This window comes from Pseudomonas sp. XP2, from assembly GCF_053557975.1.
The window spans coordinates 127,277-146,228 of the sequence record NZ_JBNRIK010000005.1; the positions used below are offsets into that span (position 1 = coordinate 127,277).

Annotated in this window: 15 protein-coding genes; 4 read left to right on the plus strand and 11 right to left on the minus strand. The window is 64.3% G+C overall.

Going from position 1 to position 18,952, the window contains the following annotated elements; all coding sequences use genetic code 11:
* Positions 1–222 precede the first annotated feature (222 nt).
* The 3 genes from ACK1VC_RS08370 to ACK1VC_RS08380 are packed head-to-tail and all read left to right on the plus strand — an operon-like array spanning position 223 to position 5,692.
* Complete coding sequence (locus tag ACK1VC_RS08370; protein ID WP_016485549.1) at positions 223–1,461, plus strand: exonuclease SbcCD subunit D C-terminal domain-containing protein; 1,239 nt, start codon at positions 223–225, stop codon at positions 1,459–1,461.
* Positions 1,458–5,102 carry an AAA family ATPase gene (locus ACK1VC_RS08375; RefSeq protein ID WP_449117939.1) on the plus strand — a complete coding sequence of 1,215 codons (3,645 nt, stop codon included), beginning with the start codon at positions 1,458–1,460 and terminating at the stop codon, positions 5,100–5,102. The genes ACK1VC_RS08370 and ACK1VC_RS08375 overlap by 4 nt, the downstream gene beginning before the upstream one ends.
* Positions 5,099–5,692: a glutathione S-transferase gene (locus ACK1VC_RS08380; RefSeq protein ID WP_024717869.1), complete on the plus strand. Its 594-nt coding sequence runs from the start codon at positions 5,099–5,101 to the stop codon at positions 5,690–5,692. The genes ACK1VC_RS08375 and ACK1VC_RS08380 overlap by 4 nt, the downstream gene beginning before the upstream one ends.
* Before the next feature lie 163 nt (positions 5,693–5,855).
* Here ACK1VC_RS08380 and ACK1VC_RS08385 read toward each other — a convergent pair whose 3' ends face one another.
* The 11 genes from ACK1VC_RS08385 to ACK1VC_RS08435 all read right to left on the minus strand — a co-directional run bounded on the left by ACK1VC_RS08385 (position 5,856) and on the right by ACK1VC_RS08435 (position 17,900).
* Positions 5,856–6,035, minus strand: coding sequence for a hypothetical protein (locus ACK1VC_RS08385; RefSeq protein ID WP_016485546.1), 180 nt, complete (start codon positions 6,033–6,035; stop codon positions 5,856–5,858).
* Between the two features lie 122 nt (positions 6,036–6,157).
* Positions 6,158–7,288, minus strand: a complete 1,131-nt coding sequence (locus ACK1VC_RS08390; RefSeq protein WP_024717868.1) for a lactonase family protein — start codon at positions 7,286–7,288, stop codon at positions 6,158–6,160.
* On the minus strand, positions 7,254–7,544 hold the full coding sequence (locus ACK1VC_RS08395) for a DUF5629 family protein (RefSeq protein ID WP_060519083.1): 291 nt from the start codon (positions 7,542–7,544) through the stop codon (positions 7,254–7,256). Before ACK1VC_RS08395 ends, ACK1VC_RS08390 begins: the two co-directional genes overlap by 35 nt.
* A gap of 150 nt (positions 7,545–7,694) precedes the next feature.
* Positions 7,695–10,070, minus strand: a complete 2,376-nt coding sequence (locus ACK1VC_RS08400) for an efflux RND transporter permease subunit (RefSeq protein ID WP_191087852.1) — start codon at positions 10,068–10,070, stop codon at positions 7,695–7,697.
* 20 nt (positions 10,071–10,090) lie between these two features.
* Positions 10,091–11,119 (minus strand): WD40/YVTN/BNR-like repeat-containing protein, encoded by a 1,029-nt coding sequence (locus tag ACK1VC_RS08405; protein WP_102689348.1) that lies wholly within the window; start codon positions 11,117–11,119, stop codon positions 10,091–10,093.
* Positions 11,120–11,385: 266 nt separating this feature from the next.
* Positions 11,386–14,043, minus strand: coding sequence for an aminopeptidase N (pepN, locus tag ACK1VC_RS08410; RefSeq protein WP_016485541.1), 2,658 nt, complete (start codon positions 14,041–14,043; stop codon positions 11,386–11,388).
* 13 nt (positions 14,044–14,056) lie between these two features.
* On the minus strand, positions 14,057–14,887 hold the full coding sequence (locus ACK1VC_RS08415) for a DUF2797 domain-containing protein (RefSeq protein ID WP_191087416.1): 831 nt from the start codon (positions 14,885–14,887) through the stop codon (positions 14,057–14,059).
* Positions 14,884–15,144, minus strand: coding sequence for a YeaC family protein (locus ACK1VC_RS08420; protein WP_016485539.1), 261 nt, complete (start codon positions 15,142–15,144; stop codon positions 14,884–14,886). The genes ACK1VC_RS08415 and ACK1VC_RS08420 overlap by 4 nt, the downstream gene beginning before the upstream one ends.
* 13 nt (positions 15,145–15,157) lie before the next feature.
* Complete coding sequence (locus tag ACK1VC_RS08425) at positions 15,158–16,042, minus strand: rhomboid family intramembrane serine protease (RefSeq protein ID WP_191087415.1); 885 nt, start codon at positions 16,040–16,042, stop codon at positions 15,158–15,160.
* Positions 16,039–17,013 (minus strand): metallophosphoesterase, encoded by a 975-nt coding sequence (locus tag ACK1VC_RS08430; protein WP_186506774.1) that lies wholly within the window; start codon positions 17,011–17,013, stop codon positions 16,039–16,041. Before ACK1VC_RS08430 ends, ACK1VC_RS08425 begins: the two co-directional genes overlap by 4 nt.
* Positions 17,010–17,900, minus strand: coding sequence for an NAD(+) kinase (locus tag ACK1VC_RS08435; RefSeq protein WP_016485536.1), 891 nt, complete (start codon positions 17,898–17,900; stop codon positions 17,010–17,012). Before ACK1VC_RS08435 ends, ACK1VC_RS08430 begins: the two co-directional genes overlap by 4 nt.
* Positions 17,901–17,988: 88 nt before the next feature.
* On the opposite strand from ACK1VC_RS08435, the gene ACK1VC_RS08440 reads away from it, so the two are divergent.
* Positions 17,989–18,921 carry a DUF1853 family protein gene (locus tag ACK1VC_RS08440; RefSeq protein WP_145914609.1) on the plus strand — a complete coding sequence of 311 codons (933 nt, stop codon included), beginning with the start codon at positions 17,989–17,991 and terminating at the stop codon, positions 18,919–18,921.
* Positions 18,922–18,952: the final 31 nt, after the last annotated feature.

Genomic DNA, 18,952 nt, shown 5'->3' on the forward strand with positions numbered 1-18,952 from the left:
TGGCGCATGTCTCGGTATTGCGTCGTATGGACAAGGGGGGCGCGCGCGCCTGTCACAGACGTTACTGGCCCGAAACAAACGTAGCAGCTCGCGATGCGCCGCGCGGGCGGCGCTCGATCTCACAGCCGCCAAACATCTCCAGGCAGACACCTCTCAACCCCATCCTTGGGTTACCATACCGCCCTTTCCCCGCTTGCCCGACTCGACACCAACAGGTCATCCATGCGTCTGTTTCATACCTCCGACTGGCACCTGGGCCAAAGCCTGCACGGCCAGGAACGCGACTTCGAACACGCCTGCTTCCTCGACTGGCTGCTCGGCCAGCTGCGCCTGCGCCAGCCGGATGCGCTGCTGATTGCCGGCGACATCTTCGACACGGTCAACCCGCCGGTCAAAGCCCAGGAGCGCCTCTACGACTTCATCGTCCAGGCCCATGAGCAACAGCCCAAGCTGGACATCGTGATGATCGCCGGCAACCACGACTCCGGCTCGCGCATCGAGCTGCCCGCCGCATTGATGCGCCGTCTGCGCACCCATGCCCTGGGCCGTGTGCACTGGCTGGATGAAGGCCAGCTGGATGCCGAGCGCCTGTTGATCCCGTTGACCAACGGCCGCGGCAAGGTCGCCGCCTGGTGCCTGGCCCTGCCCTTCCTGCGCCCGGCCGAGGTCACCGGCCCGAACCTGGGCGACGACTATCTGCAAGGCATCACCCAGGTGCATCAGCAACTGATCGCCGCCGCGCAGAAAAAGCGCAAGAAAGACCAGGCGCTGATCGCCATCAGCCATGCGCACATGGCCGGTGGCTCGGTGTCGGAGGACTCGGAGCGCAGCCTGATCATCGGCAACGCCGAGGCACTGCCGGCCAAGCTGTTCGACAAGGCCATCAGCTATGTCGCCCTGGGCCACCTGCACAAGCCGCAGAAGGTCAACCGCGAAGAACGCCTCCGCTACAGCGGCTCGCCGATCCCGCTGTCGTTCGCCGAAATCAACTACCCGCACCAGGTGCTGGAAGTGGAGCTGGACGGCACCGACCTGGTCAGCGTCGAACCGCGCCCGGTACCGCGCGCGGTGGCCCTGCAACGGGTCGGCCCGGCGCCGCTCGGCGAACTGCTGCAACAACTGGCCGACCTGCCCGTGATCGACCTGCTCGAAGACCCCAACCGCCAGCCCTGGCTGGAGGTGCGGGTGATACTGGACGAGCCGCAACCCGACCTGCGCCAGCAGATTGAAACGGCGTTGGAAGGCAAGGCCGTGCGGCTGATCCGCATCAGCGCCGAATACGCCGGCCGCAATAACGCCGAAGACGATGACCTGGCCTTTGTCGAGCTTTCCCAGATGACCCCGCAGGACCTGTTCAGCCGCGCCTGGGAGCAGGCTTATGGCAACCCCGCAGATGAGCAGGCGCTGGCCGACTTTGCCCTGCTGTTGCAGGACGTGCAGCAGGAAGAGGAGCAGCCATGAAGATTTTCGCCATTCGCTTGAAGAACCTGGCATCGCTGGCCGGCCCGGTCGAAATCGACTTTACCGCCGAGCCGCTGGCCAGCGCTGGCCTGTTTGCCATCACCGGGCCCACCGGGGCGGGCAAGAGCACGCTGCTCGACGCCCTGTGCCTGGCGTTGTTTGGCACGGTGCCACGCCTGAACGACATTGGCCGCGAGGCCAAGGTGCCCGACGCCGATGGCGAAATCCCCACCTACGACCCGCGCAACCTGCTGCGCCGGGGCACCGGCAGTGGCTTCGCCGAGGTCGATTTCATCGGTATCGACGGCCGCCGCTACCGCGCCCGCTGGGAAGCCAACCGCGCCCGCGACAAGGCCAATGGCAAGCTGCAACACAGCCGCCAGAGCTTCTACGACCTGGACAGCGAACAGGTGCTGGGCAGCGGCAAGAACGAATACAAGCAACTGGTCGAAGCCCGCCTGGGCCTGAACTTCGAGCAGTTCACCCGTGCGGTGATGCTGGCTCAAAGCGAGTTCGGGGCCTTCCTCAAGGCTGACGACAAAGAGCGCAGCGAGCTGCTGGAAAAGCTCACCAACACCACCATCTACACCCGCCTGGGCCAGCGTGCCTTCAGCAAGGCCCGTGAAGCCGCCGAGGCCCACAACGCCCTCAAGGACCGCGCCAGCCACCTGTTACCAATGGCCGCCGAAGCCCGCACCGAACTGGACCAGCGCCTGGAGCAGGCGCAGCAGCAGTTCAAGGCCGACCAGGCCGGCGAGCGCCAACTGGAGCAGCAACGCAACTGGCTGAATGAGCAACGCCAGCTGCAGGCCCAGCATGCCGAAGCCGGCACCGCGCTGCAGGCCGCCGAACACAGCTGGCAACAACTGGCCGAACCCCGCCTGGACCTCGTACGCCTGGAACGCCTTGCCCCGCAGCGCCACCAATTCCACCGCCAGCAGGCGCTGGCTGCGCAACTGGCACCCGTGGCCGCGAAGATCGCTGAGCAACAGCAACAGCAAACCGAGCTGCAGCTGCGCACCCTCGAGCTCGAACAGGCGCTGAGCGCCGCACGCCAAGCGCTTGCCGACCGCCAGGCCCGGCACAGCGAGGACGCACCACGCCTGCGTCAGGCCTTTGCCGCCCAGGACAACGTGGCCCGCCTGGGCCAGGAGCTGGCCGCGCAGCGCAGCACCGGCCAACAGGCTGAACAACAGGTCGCCGAGGGCCAGCAGCAGGTGCAGCAGCTGGAAGCCAACCAGCAGCGCAGCCTGCAGCAACTGGCCAACATCGACACCGCACTGGCCGACAGCCAGCACCTGGCGGGCCTGGCCGATGCCTGGCACGCCTATCTGCCGCAGCTCAAGCAGGTGATGCTGATTGGTGGCCGCCTGGCCAAAGGCCGTGATGAACTGCCCGGCCTGCAGGCCCAGGCCAGCCAGGCCAATGCTCACTTGCAGGCCGAGCGCGACGCCTATGACCTGCTATTCCGTGAAGCCAAGGCCGAACCGCAGGCCCTTGCCGAACAAATCGACCTGCTCGGTGGCATGCTGCAGGACAACCGCAAGCAACAGCGCGCCGTCGAGGAGCTGTCGCGCCTGCATGGCCGTGAACAAGACCTGCGCCAGCAGCTGGATGCCATGCGCGAACGGCAGCAGCAGGCCATGCAGCAACGCCAGCAACTGATTACCGAAGGCACCGCCGCCAAGGCCGAGCTGGAAGCGGCCGAGCAAGCGCTGACCCTCACCCGCCAGTTGCTGGAACGCCAGCGCCTGGCGCGCAACACCAGCGTCGAAGAACTGCGTGGCCAGCTGCGCGACGGCGAACCCTGCCCCGTGTGTGGCAGCGCCGAGCACCCGTTTCATCAGCCCGAAGCGCTGCTGCAGAGCCTGGGTCGCCATGACCAGGCCGAAGAAGAGGCCGCGCAGAAGCAGGTCGAAACCCTCAACGGCAAGCTGGTGGAACTGCGTACCCAGCTGGGCGTGGTGAATGCCCAGCTCAAGGACTACCAACAGCAACTGCAACAATTGGGCGAACAGCTGCAACCGCTGGTGGCCCAGGTACAGGCGCACAGCCTGTGGCCGGCCCTCGCCCCGCAGGACGACAAGGCCCGCAGCACCTGGCTCGACAGCCAGTTGCGGCGCCTGGATGAAGAAATCGGCCAGGACGAGAAGCGCCAGAGCGCCCTGCTCGCCCTGCAAAAAGATGCCGCCCGCCTCAACCAGCAATTGCAGGCTGCCCACGACGCCCAGCAGCAGGCCCAGCGTCATCTGGAGCAACAGCACCAGGCCCTGGCCAACGATGAGCAGCAGTTGCAGCAGGGGCTGAGCGACCTCGCTGGCGTATTGCCCGAGCAAGCCCTCAAGGCCCTCAACGAAGACCCGGCAAATGCCTTCCTCGCCCTCGACCAGCAGATTGCCCAGCGCCTCCAGCAACTGGAGCAGCGCAAGGACGAACTGGAAGAACAACAAGCCCGTCAGGCACAGCTGGACAAGTTGCACGACCAGCAACAGGCGCGCGTGCAAGGGCTGCAGCAGTTGCAGCAGAAACTGGCCGTCCTCGAAGAACAACGCCAGCAGGCCCAGGCCTCACTCGGCGAACTGCTGGGTGAGCACAGCAGTGCAGAAGCCTGGCAGCAGCACATGAACAGCACGCTGGAGCAAGCCCGCGCCCTGGACGCCGACACCGCCCAGCGCCTGCAAGACCTGCGCACCCAGGGTGTGCAACTGGCCAGTGAACTCAAGGCCAACGTCCAGCAGCAGCAAGCGCTGGACGCCGAGTGCCAGCAGTTGCAGGGCCAGATTGCCCAGTGGCGCAGCGAGCACCCGGAACTGGATGACGCCGGCCTGGATCGCCTGCTGGCCATGGATGACGCGCACGTCAATGAACTGCGCCAGCGCCTGCAAAACGCCGAAAAAGCCATCGAACAGGGCCGTGTGCTGCTGCAGGAGCGCGAACAACGCCTGCAACAACACGCCACGCAAATGACCGTGGACACCTCGGCCGAAGCCCTGGAGCACGCCCTGACCGGGCTGCGCGCGCGCCTGGCCAGCCACGAGCAGCAGTGCGCCGAACTGCGCGCGCAACAGGCCGACGACCAACGTCGCCAGCAGGCACACCTGGCGTTGGCGGCAGAAATCGAACAGGCCCATCAGCAATGGCAACGCTGGGGGCGCCTGAACGCTTTGATCGGTTCAGCCTCGGGCGATGTGTTCCGCAAGATCGCCCAGGGTTACAACCTCGATCTGCTGCTGCACCACGCCAACACCCAGTTGCGCCAGCTGGCCCGCCGCTACCGCCTCAAGCGTGGCGGAAGCGCCTTGGGCCTGCTGGTGCTGGACACCGAGATGGGCGACGAACTGCGCTCGGTGCATTCGCTGTCGGGCGGGGAAACCTTCCTGGTCTCACTGGCCCTGGCCCTGGGCCTGGCCTCGATGGCCTCCAGCACCCTGCGCATCGAATCGCTGTTCATCGACGAAGGCTTCGGCAGCCTCGACCCCGAGTCGCTGCAACTGGCCATGGACGCCCTCGACGGCTTGCAGGCCCAGGGCCGCAAGGTGGCGGTGATCTCCCACGTGCAGGAAATGCACGAGCGTATCCCGGTGCAAATCCAGGTGCGCCGCCAGGGCAATGGCCTGAGTGACGTGGAGGTATGCGGGTGATCCTCTACTCGTTCCGCCGCTGCCCCTGGGCCATGCGCGCGCGCCTGGCCTTGCGCTATGCCGGGTGCGCGGTGGAAATCCGTGAGGTGGCGATGAAGAACAAGCCGGCAGCACTGCTGGCCTTGTCGCCCAAGGGCACGGTGCCGGTGCTGGATACCGGTGCCGGGGTACTGGAAGAAAGCCTGGACATCATGCGCTGGGCGCTGACGCAAAACGACCCGCAGGACTGGCAGCTACAGGCTGACCCTGCGGCGGCGCAGCAGGCTGAAGCGCTGATTGCGCGCAACGACAGCACGTTCAAGGCCCAGGTGAACCTGTACAAGTATGCCGAGCGTTACCCGCAGCATTCCCGCGAGCATTACCGCCAGCAGGCCGAGGCCTGGCTGGCGGAGCTCGAAGGCCTGCTGGCCGGCCGGCCCTACCTGCTGGCCGACCACCCGAGCATTGCCGATGCCGCGTTGCTACCCCTGATGCGCCAGTTTGCCGGGGTCGAACCGCAGTGGTTCGCCGAGGCGGCTTATCCGCGGGTGCGGAGCTGGCTGGAGGGGTGGCTGGCTTCGGAGCTGTTCAGGTCAGTCATGGCCAAATGAACAGCTCTCAGCTTTACACGGTCCCCTGTGGGAGCGGCCTTGTGTCGCGAAAGGGCCGCACAGCGGCCCCAGCATTCTTAGAGTAAACCGCTCAAATCCTGGGGGCGCTTTGCGCCCCTTTCGCGACACAAGGCCGCTCCCACAGGGGCCGCAGCAGGCTGGCTCAGTGGTGCTGCTTGGCACTCAAGGCCGCATGGAAGTTGGCACTCTGGCGCAGGTACTGCTCGGTGTAGCTGTGGGTGGCAGAGGCCTTGCCGCTGCTGTCGGCATGGGCATGCGCCGGCAGTACGACCGATGCGGAAATGGCGGATGCGGCAATAACCGGGAAGAGATTGAAGTTCATCTGGGCTGACCTCGACGGCGGTGGTTTGACGGTGGCCCGCTTGGGCCTTGGGTCAAACTTACGCCGCCGAGGCCGCACGCAAAAATTCATTGCGCCAGTATCGATTATCACGCCAATCGATATCACTCGATGAACTTGAGGTCCGAGGGTGCATCCTGCTGCAGCGTCTGCACCGTCTCCAGCAGCTTGCCGCTGCGCGGATCGCGACGCATCACCACGATCTGGTTGCTCTTCTGGTTGGCCACCAGCAGGAAGTTGTCACTCGGGTCCAGGGCAAATTCCCTGGGGTGATCGCCTTCCACCGAACGACGCTGCAGGAAGGTCAACTGGCCATCGTCCTTGCTCACGCCAAACACCACAATCTCGTTAGCCGTGCCGCGGTTGCTCACGTACAGGAAACGCCCGTCCGCCGACAGGTGCAAGCCACCCGCCGCCTTGGCTGCTGCCTCCTGGTGCTCGGTCAGGGGCAAGCGCTGGCGTTCGACCAGGTTGCCGTCCTGCACATCGAACATCACCACCTCGGCGTTCATTTCCAGGGTGAGGTAGGCATGGCGGCCTTTGGCATCGAACAGCAGGTGACGCGGCCCGCTGCCCGGCGGCAAAGCCACGGACGCCGGTATCGCCGCTGTCAGCGGGTGGTCCGCACTGGCGCCGTCGTACCGGTAGATGAACACCTTGTCGGCACCCAGGTCGCTGGCATACAGGTGCTGGCCATCAGGCGACAGCACCAGCGAATGCACATGGGCACCGGCCTGGCGCTCAGGGTTTACCCCGCTGGCCTGGTGTCGGGCCTGCTGCACCACGGGCTTGAGCTTGCCGTCCCTGGCCACCGGAATCACCACCAGGCTGCCACCGGGGTCGGGCTTGACCGCATAGTTGGCCACGAACAGGTAGCGCTGGTCACGGCTGATGCTGGCGTGGGTTGGCTCGTCGCCCTCGGTGGCCACCTGGTTGAGCGGCTTGATTTCGCCTTTGCTGCTGATGCTGAAACTGCTGGCATGGCCCTGCGGGGTTTCATTCACCGCGAACAGCTGACGCTGGTCGGCGGACAACACCAGCCACGAAGGGCTGACGCTCTTCACCACCTGCAAGGGCGTGGGGTCAATATGGCCGACCTTGTCGTCGAATTGATAGCGGTAGATGCCTTGGCTGGCACCATCGGTATAACTGCCCACCAGCAAGGTAGCGGCGTGGGCGTGGATTGTCAGGCTCATCAGGCTAGCGGTCAGCAGGTTCGTCCAGATCCGGTTCATCTTGGTCTTCATCCGGGGCGCGAAAGGCACTCATACAGACTAGCCGATGCTCGCCGTTGGCATCGTTGAGTTGCCATTCATCACCGGTGGCGATAGCGGCGGCGACCTGATCAGGGCTGAAGGACCAGCGGCGCAGCTGGCGGCCGTCCATGCATTCGACGGTGAGGCCGGATGCGTCGGCGGTGAAATCGAAGGCGTGCAGGCCGTCGATCAGGAGCATGTCGCAGGATTGCAGGGCGGTGGCGAGGGGGGACATGGGGGTACCTGTGGGAAATATGGCGGCATTATAACCCTGGGGCTGCTTTGCAGCCCATTCGCAGCACAAGGCTGCTTCTACAGGGGATCGCGTAACCCTTGCAGGAGCAGCCTTGTGCTGCGAATGGGCCGCAAAGCGGCCCCTTGCGATTCAATGGGCGAAAATGGACCCACCTTCCTTGCCCACCATCTTCTCCGGCTTGATCAGGAACCGTGCCAGCGCCGGCAGCAGCCACAGCGCGCCAAACATGTTCCACAGCAGCATGAAGGTCAGCATCAACCCCATGTCGGCCTGGAACTTGATTGCCGAGAAGATCCAGGTGCACACGCCGATGGCCAGGCACAAACCAGTGAACAACACGGCTTTACCCGTCGAACGCAGGGTCTGGTAATAGGCTTCCTGCAACGGCAACCCGGCACGCAGGAAGCTTTCCAGCCGGCTGTAGATGTAGATGCCGTAATCCACGCCAATCCCCACACCCAGCGCCACCACCGGCAAGGTCGCTACCTTCACCCCGATGCCCATGTAGGCCATCAGTGCATTGCCCAGCACCGAGGTCAGTACCAGCGGCAGGACGATGCACAGGGTGGCGGCGAACGAGCGGAAGGTGATCAGGCACATCACCGCCACACAGATGTACACCAGGATCAGGATGGTCAGCTCGGCCGACTTGATCACTTCGTTGGCCGCCGCCTCGATCCCGGCGTTGCCCGCCGCCAGCAGGAACTGCAGGCCTTCCTTGTTGTGGCTGTCGGCAAACGCCTTGGCCACGGCGGTCACCCGCTCCAGGGTCTCGGCCTTGTGGTCGTTGAGAAACACCAGCACCGGCGCCAGCGAGCAGTCACCGTTGTACAGGCCGTCGGCACGGGCGATGGAGTTGTTGAGGATGTCCGGGTTACGCGACAGGGTTTCCCATTTCAGGCTGCCCTCGTTCATGCCCTTGATCACCTGCTTGGACACGGTCACCAGGGAAATCGCCGACTGCACACCCGGGGTGTTCTGCATGGTCCACATCAGCTCGTCGATAGGCGCCATGGTCGCGTGGACCGAGCACTGCTCGGGCGGGGTTTTGACCATGATCACCAGCACGTCGGAGCTGGTCGAGTAGTTGCTGATGATGAAGCTGTTGTCCTGGTTGTAGCGCGAGTCGGGGCGCAGCTCCGGCGCGCCCTGGTCGAGGTCGCCGATCTTCAGGTTCTGGCTGTACCACAGCCCACCGGCGAAGGCGACCAGCGCCAGGGTGACAGACACCGGCGCCACCTTGGCACTGGCAAAATTCGATAGCAGGCGCCAGAAGGGGTGCTCGCGGGTCGCGTCCTTCTTGCTGCGCTCGATGGCCTTCTTGCTGATGCCGACATAGGAAATGGCCACTGGCAGCAGGATCAGGTTGGTGAACACGATCACCGCCACGCCGATGGAGGCGCCGATGGCCAATTCGCGAATCACCCCGATATCGATGATCAACAGAGTGATGAAGCCCACCGCGTCGGCAAGGATGGCGATCATCCCCGGCAGGAACAGCTGGCGGAAGGTGCGCCGGGCCGCCGTGAGGGCGTTGTCAGCGTCACTCGACTGCAAGGCGATGCCGTTGATCTTCTGCACCCCGTGGGAAATGCCGATGGCGAAGATCAGGAACGGCACCAGCATCGAGTATGGGTCCAGCCCAAAGCCCACCGCATGCATCAGCCCCAGCTGCCAGACCACCGCCACCAAGGTAGTGATGAGCACGGCGATGGTGCTGCGTATGCACCAGGTGAACCAGTACAACAGCACCCAGGTAATGGCCAGGGCGACGCCGAAGAACATCGCCACCATCACCAGGCCATCGATCAGGTCACCGACCTTCTTGGCGAAGCCGACAATGTGGATTTTCACATTGGGGTTCTGCGCCTGGAACTTGTCGCGGATCTTCTCTTCCAGCAGGTGCGAGAACTGCTGGTAGTCCAGCTTCACCTGCTTGCCTGGGTCCTGCGGGTCGGGGTAGCTCTCCAGCAGCGGCACGTCGACGATGCTCGACTTGAAGTTGTTACCCACCAGGCGCCCCACCTGGCCGGACTTGAGCACGTTGTCGCGCAGGGTGTCGAGGCTGTCCTGCGAACCGTTGTAGGTGTTGGGGATCACCTCGCCACCGGAAAAGCCCTCCTCGGTTACCTCGCTCCAGCGCACGCTGGGGCTCCACAGTGACTTCAGCCCGGCACGGTCGACGCCGGGGATGTAGAACACCTCGTCATGGACCTGGCGCAGGGTCTCCATGTAGTCCTTGTCGAAGATGTCGCCATTCACCGCCTCCACCGAAATGCGCACGGTGTTACCCAGGTTGGCAAGGTCGTTGCGGTGCTCCATCATCTGCTCGATGAACGGGTGCTGCAGCGGGATCATCTTCTCGAAACTGGTGGACGGGCGAATCTGCGTCGCCTGCCAGAACAGGAAAATGCTCACCAGCACACACAGGGCGATGACCACGGGGCGGTTGTTGAAGATCAGGCGCTCAAGCAGCGTGGCCTTGTCCTGGTGGTGCGGGTGCATGGTAATGCTCTCCCTGCTGGTCATCGGCTCACCCCTTCGGCACCCTGGGCATCCGCCAGGTGTACGCCGCCCTGCCCCACCAGCAGCAGGCCGCCATTGGCCAGGCCGCTGACGCCAGCCAGGGCGATGCGGTCGGCGCGGTTGTACACGCTGAAGGTCTGGCCGCCATCGGTACTGCGCAGCACACTGCCGCCGTTGCCGACCAGCACCAAGGTGCCATCATCGAGAAGCGTAGCGCTTGCCAGGCCGAATTCGAGGTTGCCGCGCGCGACCTTGAGTTCGATCGGCTGCCAGCTGTCACCAAAATCGGTGGAACGGAACAGGTTGCCGCGCAGGCCGTAGGCCAGCAAGGCGTGCGACTGGGCGGTGCCGATCACACCGAACAGCGAGCCCTCGTAGGGGCCCTGCACCTTGGCCCAGGTCTGGCCGTTGTCGGCGGAGCGGAACATGCCGCCCTGCTCGCCTACGATGAACAGGCCGGCATCCCGCACACGGGCAATACCGTTCAGGTGCAACTGGTCAGGGTTGTCCAGGCGCTCGGCCACGTCCTGCCAGTGCTGCCCGCCGTCGGTGGTTTCCATCAAGGCGCCATAGGCCCCTACGGCAAAGCCGTGCTGCGCATCGAGGAAAGCGATATCGAGCAAGGGTGCTTCACGGGCGAGGTCTTCGAACTGCTTGGTCCAGGTTGCGCCGCCGTCGCTGCTGACGAGGATCTGCGCATCATGGCCGACCGCCCAGCCGCGCTTGTCATCGAGGAAGAACACGGCGGTGAGCAACTGCCGGGTGGGTACACGAGCCTGGGTCCAGGTATTGCCCTGGTCGTCGGAGAACAGTATATGGCCGCGATCACCCACCACCACCAGGCGCTTGCCGGCATGGGTGGCGCCGATCAGCAGGCTTTGGCTGGCCTTGGCAGATTCGGTGGAGTATTCGTCGGCAGCGGCGGCCTGGGCACTGTCGGCCCACACCCCCAATGCCAGTGCCAGCAATGCGCTGGCCGCCAATGGCCAGGCACCACGCCTGGCCGGCGCCCGTAGCTGTTCCCTCATGACTGCCCCCTTGTTGTGTTCTTGTTGGTGGGTCAATGCATTGCAGGTACTGCAAAAAGCCTGATCTAGAGGCCTGCAATAGCTTGAGGGGATCGTAGCGGGGATGTCTGCGCGATTACAACGGGCGGGGTGTTATGTTTTGTTGTCGGCCCAAAAAGCTTCGCGGGTCAACCCGCTCCCACAGGTGCTACACCGTCCATGAAAGCGGTGAAGTACCTGTGGGAGCGGGTTTACCCGCGAAGAGGCCGGCACTGACTACAGAAAACTCAAGCCAGGCTCTTGCTCACCACTTCATACACATCACTGGACAGCTCACCCGAAGCCAGAATCCGCTCCAGCTCGCCCCTCATCAGCGCCTGACGCGCATCGTCATATTTGCGCCAGCGGGTCAGCGGCGCCAGCTGACGCGAGGCGATCTGCGGGTTCAGCGCATTCAGCTCGATCACCAGGTCCGCGAGGAAGCGATAGCCCGAACCATCGGCGGCATGGAAGTTGATCAGGTTCTGCCCGGCAAAGGCCCCAATCAGCGCACGCACCTTGTTCGGGTTTTTCAGGGTGAACGCAGGGTGCTGCATCAACGCCTTGACCCGTGCCAACCCGCCCGGTAGCGTGCTGGCCGCCTGCACGCTGAACCACTGATCCATGACCAGCGGGTTGTCCTTGAAGTGCTCGGCAAAGGCTTCCAGGGCCTTGGCCCGCTCGGCTTCGAACGGCGAGTTGACCAGCACCGCCAAGGCCGTGAGGCGTTCGGTCATGTTGTCGCACTGATCGAATTGTTCCAGGGTCGCTTCCAGCACCTGCGGCTTGCCGCTCTGCATCAGGTACGACAGGGCAATGTTCTGCAGGCTACGGCGGGCGAAGTGCTCGGCAGAGGCCACGTAGGCGGTGCCGCGCGACACTTCACGGTGGGCCTGATAGCGCGCCCACAGGGCGTCGAACAGCTGCTCGGCGATCTGCTGGCGGGCGAACTCGCGGGCTGCGTGGATGGCGTCCACGTCGGCCACCTGGCTGATCTCGGTGAGGTACGCCTCGCCCGGCAACGAAAGCATTTCGGCAACCATGGCCGGGTCCAGCGACGCGTTACCCAGCACGGTGCCCAGGGCCGTGATCAGGCGCTGGTCGAGTTTCAGGGCTTCGCCGCGTTGATGCTGGCCGATCAGCTCCTGCAACACCTGTACCGATAGTTGCTGCCCCGCTTCCCAGCGGTTGAAACCGTCGCTGTCGTGCTGCATCAGGAACATCAGCTGGTCGCGGTTGTAAGGGAAGCTGAGCTTCACCGGTGCGCTGAAGCCGCGCAGCAGCGAGGGCAGCGGCTTGGCCTGGATACCCTCGAAGGTGAAGGTCTGCTCGCCCTCGGTCACCGACAGCACACGGCTGGTACCGCCAGCTGCCGGCTCACCGGCCAGACGCAGCGGCAGGTCATTGCCTTGAGCGTCCAGCAGGCCCAGCTCGACCGGGATCACGAACGGAAGCTTTTCGGCCTTGTCCGGGGTTTGCGGGCAGCTCTGGCGGAAGGTCAGGCTGTAGGTTTGTGCAACTGCGTCATAGCTTTCGCTCACGTCCAGACGCGGGGTACCGGCCTGGCTGTACCAGCGCTTGAACTGGGTGAAGTCCACACCGTTGGCGTCTTCCATGGCCTTGATGAAATCATCGGTGGTCACCGCTTGGCCATCGTGACGCTCGAAATACAGGTCGCTGCCCTTGCGGAAGCCGTCGGCGCCCAGCAGGGTACGGACCATGCGCACCACTTCGGCGCCCTTCTCGTACACCGTCAGGGTGTAGAAGTTGGAAATTTCGATGAAGCTGTCCGGGCGCACCGGGTGGGCCATGGGGCCAGCGTCTTCGGCGAACTGGTGGGTGCGCAGGTAGGCGACGTCTTCGATGCGCTTGACCGTGCGCGAGTTCATGTCGGCGCTGAACTCGGCATCGCGGAACACCGTGAAGCCTTCCTTGAGCGACAGCTGGAACCAGTCACGGCAGGTGACCCGGTTGCCCGACCAGTTGTGGAAGTACTCGTGGGCGACCACGCCTTCGACGCGCTGGTGCGCGGCATCGGTGGCGGTTTCGGCACGGGCCAGCACACAGCTGGAGTTGAAGATGTTCAGGCCCTTGTTTTCCATGGCGCCCATGTTGAAGTCGTTGACCGCGACGATCATGAAGATGTCCAGGTCATACTCACGGCCGTAGACTTCTTCGTCCCAACGCATGGACTTCTTCAGGCTGACCATGGCGTGGTCGCACTTGTCGAGGTTTTCGGGTTCGACATAGATGCGCAGCATCACATCACGGCCAGACTGACGCGTAAACGTGTCCTCGACGCACCACAGGTCCCCGGCCACCAGCGCGAACAGGTAAGCCGGTTTCTTGAACGGGTCTTCCCAGGTTGCCCAGTGGCGGCCATCCTCGGCCGGGCCGCTGCCCGTCGGGTTTCCGTTCGACAGCAATACCGGGTAACGATGCTGCTCGGCGATCACCGTGGTGGTGAAAGTGCTCATCACGTCCGGGCGGTCGAGGTAGTAGGTGATCTTGCGGAAGCCCTCGGCCTCGCACTGGGTGCAGAACATCTTGCCGGACTTGTACAGGCCTTCCAGCGCAGTGTTGCGCTCAGGGTGGATCTTCACGCTGGTGTCGAGGGTGAAGCGTTCGGCCTTGGGATGGACGGTCAGGCTGTCGGCATCGACCTGGTAGTCGCCCGACTGCAGTTCCTGGTCGTCCAGCGAGGCACGCAGCAGTTCCAGCTGCTGGCCGTCTAGCACCAAAGGCGGCAGGCCGGCACCGCGTGCCGGGTTGCGGCGCATGACCAGTTGCGCGTGGACCAGGGTGTGGTCCTCGAACAGCTCGAAAGTCAGGTGCGTCTCGTCGATCAGGTACTCGGGCGCCTGGTAATCCTTCAGGTAGATCACTTGCGGTTGTTCGGTACGCATGTGCAGGTCCTTTTTACTGGAGCACGGCCAACTGGTAGGCCGTGTACTTGCGAATATTGATCACCCCGGTGTCAAAGATCAGATACTGGCCCTTGATGCCCAGCAGCGTGCCTTCGGCCACCGGGTACTTATCGAGGTTGAAGCTGACGATCTTTTTCGGGTAGGCCTCGACCGGGTAGTTCATCTGCACCACTTCGGCGTCGGGCAGCGGCTGAATCGCCTGCAGGCCAAAGCGCCCGTGCAGCTCGCGCAAGCCGTCGGCGCAGGCGTCGAAGATCTGCTCACGAATGGCGGGCAGGTCGAGCACCTCGGCATCGCCTTTGAGCAGCGTGCGCCAGTTGGTGCGGTCTGGCACCTGGCTGCGCAGTACATCTTCCACCAGGCCTGATTGCTGACGGGTGGACACACGCATGATCGGCAGGGCCTGGCTGGCGCCCTGGTCGAGCCAGCGAGTGGGCAGCTGGGTGGCGCGGGTGATGCCGACCTTGATCCCCGACGAGTTGGCCAGGTAGACCACGTGGTCGGTCATGCAGAATTGTTCGCCCCACGACGGTTCGCGGCAGGTGCCGGCATCGTAGTGGCATTTTTCCGGGGCCATGATGCACAGGTCACACTGGGCCAGCTTGGTCATGCACGGGTAGCAGTAACCCTGGCTGAAACTGGTCTTGGTGCGCTTGCCGCAATGGCTGCAGTGAATGGCGCCGAGGTATTCCAGGCGCAGGCGCTGGCCGATCAGCGGGTTGACTGGCACCTGCGTGTCATCCAGCCGGAAGCTGTATTGCACCACGGGTGCCTGCAGGCTTACTGCCATCTTGCTCAACGAGCCACGAGCGAGTTCGATCAATGTACCGAGTCCGACTTGAACAGAATGTTGGCGATCGGCGCAGACTTCGATGCGCATTCCTGCGGGCCCATGTAGCCGGTGCGCTGCTCTTCGGGCAGGTTCTTCATCTCCCAGGCGATGACCGCCTGCAGCGACAGCTCTTTCTGCTCGGCCGTGAGCTTGCGGCCATCCGACCATTTGCCGATTTCCACGGCCAGTTTCAGGCTTTCGTAGATTTCCGGGGTGATGTTTTCAATCATTTGCGCGAAAGTGGACATAGTGTCTCCTGATTCAAGCCGACAGTTTACGCCGGGCCAGCGCCCCACCCAAGAGCCCGGTCAGGCATCCGATGAGCAACCCGCCAACATGGGCAGCGTTGGCGATCTGGCCAAGGCCCAGGGTGCCGACCACGCCGGTCAGGCACACCACCAGCCAGACCAGCATCATCACCAGTACGCCCTTGGGCAGGTTGAAGTGACGGTTGGGCGCCAGCCACTGGTACAGCCAGATATGCCCGAGCAAGCCGTACAGCACGCCGGACAGGCCGCCGAACAGGCTCGGCCCGCTGGTGTAGTGCTGGGCCAGGTTGGACACCAGGCTGAACAGCAAGGTCAGGCCCAGCAGCATCCACGGGCCCTGGCGCAACTCGATGCGCTTGCCCAGCTCCCAGTACCACAGGCTGTTCATGGCCAGGTGCAGCACGCCAAAGTGCAGCAGCATGGGTGATACCAGGCGCCACCACTGGCCTTGGTCCAGGACTTGTGCCAGCGAGCTGAAGTACAGGTAGTCGCCCTGGACGCGGAAGTCGAGGAAGGTAAACCAACTGATGGTGGTGAAATTGTCGCCCAGGCTGGTGAGGCCGGCGACGATGAAGCACAGCAGCAGCGTGAGGGTGGTGATCTTGCAGGCTTTGGCCTGCTGCACCAGGGAGGGTTGTGTGGGGCCGTTCGCAGGCCCCGCTCCCACAGGTTGCTCCACCGCCTGGAGGTCGGCGTTGCCGTCGGGGTAGCGCTGGTAGAGTTGCAGCACGTCTTCGGCAAGGGTGTCGGGGGCCCAGAGCACTTGGACATCGCCCTCCTCGCTGACCCGGTGCGGCAACTGCAGACGTTGCAGCAGGTGGACGAAGCCGCTGAGGTCGACCGACAGCGGCAGGCGCATCACTTCGATAATATTCATTGGTTGGCCTGTGGGCGGTCGACGTCGACCCAGACGAACTTGTGCGGGTCAATGCGGGTTTCATCATCCAGCCGGTAGGCGGCCAGTTTGCCGTAGAGCACGGCACTGTAGTCCAGGCAGGCCAGGTTGGCGCGGATCGGCGCTGGGCGGCCGCTGCGCCAGTAATGGCCCACGAACAGCAAGGGCTCGTCTTCGGCATAGCGCAGCAAGGCGTTCTTCTGGCTGTGGCTGAGCGGGGTACTGGCTACCTCCTCGGGCAAGGCATCGGGCTGGAACACGATGTCGCCATAGGTTTGCGGGTCTTCTTCCCAGAACTTGGTGCGGAAGAACGCGCGGGTCAGGCCGTCGCCGCCGGTCAGCGTCAGGCCGTCCGGCAGGCGCATGTCGGTGCCGCGCAACAGGCGGTTGCACACCGTGTCGGCAAAACTGCCACTGACCGCCGAGGCCTGGATGAAGTGTTCATCGATGCGCCCGTCGGGGTATTGCTGGCGCAGCGGCTGGATCAACCGCGGGTCCCAGCAGGCGTGCACCAGGCGGAAGCGCCCGGCATCGATGAACAGCGGCAGCTGGTAGAACCAGTTGACGAAATCGTGCCAGTCGCCGGGGTGGTGGGCGAACTGGGTAAGGGTTTCGTCAATCAGCCGGGCGTGGCGTGGCGTGTGCTCGCGCACATAGGCCTTGCCGCTGCCGGGCAGTGCCGGGGTGACCCAGCCCAGGGCGTTATATTCGTGGTTGCCCATGATGCAGAACGCCTGGCCGGCCTCGACCATGTCATGGACGATGTGCAGCGCCTCGCGAATGCGTGGCCCGCGGTCGACGATATCGCCCAGAAACAGCGCGAGGCGCCGCGGGTGGCGCCACACGCCGGCCACACGCTTGTAACCGAGGGCGTCGAGCAGGCGTTCAAGGGTCAGTGCACAGCCGTGTACGTCACCGATGATGTCGAAACTTCGCGCCGGATCGAGCATCAGTCGTCCCTGCTCCCCAGGCGGCTGCCCCAACCGAGCTTGGTGCGGCAGACCTCGTAGTAATTGTGGTCCAGCGGGTGAATCAGGCGCAGCTTCTGCGGCTTCTTGCTCACCGTGATGGTGTCGCCGGGGGCGCAGGTGAAGTGGTTCTGGCCGTCACAGGACACTTGCGGGTAGATCTGCAGGTCCTTGGACACCACGATCTTCAGCTCGCTGTTGCCGTCGACCACGATCGGCCGGCCCGACAAGGTGTGCGGGTACATCGGCACGATGACGATGGCGTCGAGCTTGGGGTGCATGATCGGGCCGCCGGCCGACAGCGCGTAGGCAGTGGAACCGGTGGGCGTGGCGACGATCAGGCCGTCGGCCTTCTGGCTGCAGACGAACTGGCCGTCGATGTAGATTTCGAACTCGATCATGCGCGTGGACTTGCCTGGGTGCAGCACCACGTCGTTCAGCGCATCACCCTGGCCAATGGCCTCGTGATGGCGACGCACCTCGGCCTGCAGCAGGAAGCGGTTTTCCACCAGGTAGTGGCCGTCGAGCACTTCGGCAACTTTCTCTTCCAGCTCGTCAGGGCGGATGTCGGTGAGGAAGCCCAAATTGCCACGGTTGATGCCCAACACCGGAATGTTGTGCCGGGCCAAGGCGCGGGCGGCGCCCAGCAGGCTGCCGTCGCCGCCGACCACGATGACCAGGTCGCAGACCTCGCCCAGCAGCTTGCGGGTAGAGGTTTGCAGGCCATGGCCGGGTAGCACTTCGGCAATGGTGTCCTCGAGGATCACATGCAAGTGGCGATCGAGGAGGAATTTTTTCAGTCGGCGAATGGTGTCGAGCACCTGCGAGCTGCCAAGGCGGCCGATGATACCGATATTGCGAAATTGCTCCATGGGGCTCCTGCGGGGCTCTGCGACGGGTGACGATGGCCCGATTATGGGCGAAACCACCGGGTAGCGGCAAACCGGCTATGCTCGCAGGATGATGCCATTCGCCCTGCTCATCGACCTGCCCCGGCAGCTACGCCGCCCCGCCGTGCGCGACCTGGCCTGGGCGCTGCTGTCGCCGCCCCTGCTCAGCACCCCGCCCTGTCCCCAGCGCCACCCGCTGACGGGCAGCCTCTGGGCGCAGCAGCCGCAGCGTCTCGAGGGCTGGTTGCGAGCGCTGGATGCCGACGATCGCCCGCTGCAAGCGTGGCTGGCAAAGCTCGGCAGCCGGCGGCTGGGGCTTTACTACGAACGGCTGTGGCAATTTGCCCTGGGCCAGGCACCCGGCATCGAGCTGCTGGCGGCCAACCTGGCAATCCGTGACGGTGGGCACACCCTGGGCGAGCTGGACGTGGTGCTGCGCGACCGCGACGGTGTGCACCACCTGGAACTGGCGATCAAGTTGTACCTGGGGCCGCAACACGCCGGGCACGACCCGCATGCCTGGCTGGGACCTGGGTGCCATGACCGGCTGGGGAACAAACTTGCGCACCTGACGGGGCACCAGTTGCCCATGTCGAACGGCGCGCACAGCCGCGAGCTGTTGGCGCGGTTGGGGGTTGAGCAGGTGCAGGCACACGTGTGGCTGGGTGGCTACCTGTTCTATCCGTGGCCTGGGCATGCCGAGCCACCCGCGGGCGCCAACCTGCAGCACTTGCACGGGCGCTGGGTGCGCCGGCGGGACTGGGTCATGGCAGAGGGTGAACATTGGCAGCCCTTGCAGCGGCATGCCTGGCTGGCACCTGCGCGGGTCGAGGCAGGTGAAGGCTGGACGGTGGAGCAGTTTGCGGCCTGGTTGCATGTGCTGGAGCGGCAGGCGCCGGCGCAGTTGCTGGTGAGGTTGGAGGCTGATGCCGAGGGTGCCTGGCAGGAGGTGGAGCGGGTGTTTCTGGTGGCTGATGACTGGCCGCACGTGCCCGGTGCCTGATGTTACCTGTACCGGGCCTATCGCCGGGGAG

Coding starts and splice junctions, on each gene's coding strand:
- ACK1VC_RS08370 (WP_016485549.1), top strand. CDS start 223: ATGCGTCTGTTTCATACCTCCGACTGGCACCTGGGCCAAAGCCTGCAC.
- ACK1VC_RS08375 (WP_449117939.1), top strand. CDS start 1,458: ATGAAGATTTTCGCCATTCGCTTGAAGAACCTGGCATCGCTGGCCGGC.
- ACK1VC_RS08385 (WP_016485546.1), bottom strand. CDS start 6,035: ATGAACTTCAATCTCTTCCCGGTTATTGCCGCATCCGCCATTTCCGCA.
- ACK1VC_RS08390 (WP_024717868.1), bottom strand. CDS start 7,288: ATGAACCGGATCTGGACGAACCTGCTGACCGCTAGCCTGATGAGCCTG.
- ACK1VC_RS08395 (WP_060519083.1), bottom strand. CDS start 7,544: ATGTCCCCCCTCGCCACCGCCCTGCAATCCTGCGACATGCTCCTGATC.
- ACK1VC_RS08400 (WP_191087852.1), bottom strand. CDS start 10,070: ATGCACCCGCACCACCAGGACAAGGCCACGCTGCTTGAGCGCCTGATC.
- ACK1VC_RS08405 (WP_102689348.1), bottom strand. CDS start 11,119: ATGAGGGAACAGCTACGGGCGCCGGCCAGGCGTGGTGCCTGGCCATTG.
- pepN (WP_016485541.1), bottom strand. CDS start 14,043: ATGCGTACCGAACAACCGCAAGTGATCTACCTGAAGGATTACCAGGCG.
- ACK1VC_RS08420 (WP_016485539.1), bottom strand. CDS start 15,144: ATGTCCACTTTCGCGCAAATGATTGAAAACATCACCCCGGAAATCTAC.
- ACK1VC_RS08425 (WP_191087415.1), bottom strand. CDS start 16,042: ATGAATATTATCGAAGTGATGCGCCTGCCGCTGTCGGTCGACCTCAGC.
- ACK1VC_RS08435 (WP_016485536.1), bottom strand. CDS start 17,900: ATGGAGCAATTTCGCAATATCGGTATCATCGGCCGCCTTGGCAGCTCG.
- ACK1VC_RS08440 (WP_145914609.1), top strand. CDS start 17,989: ATGATGCCATTCGCCCTGCTCATCGACCTGCCCCGGCAGCTACGCCGC.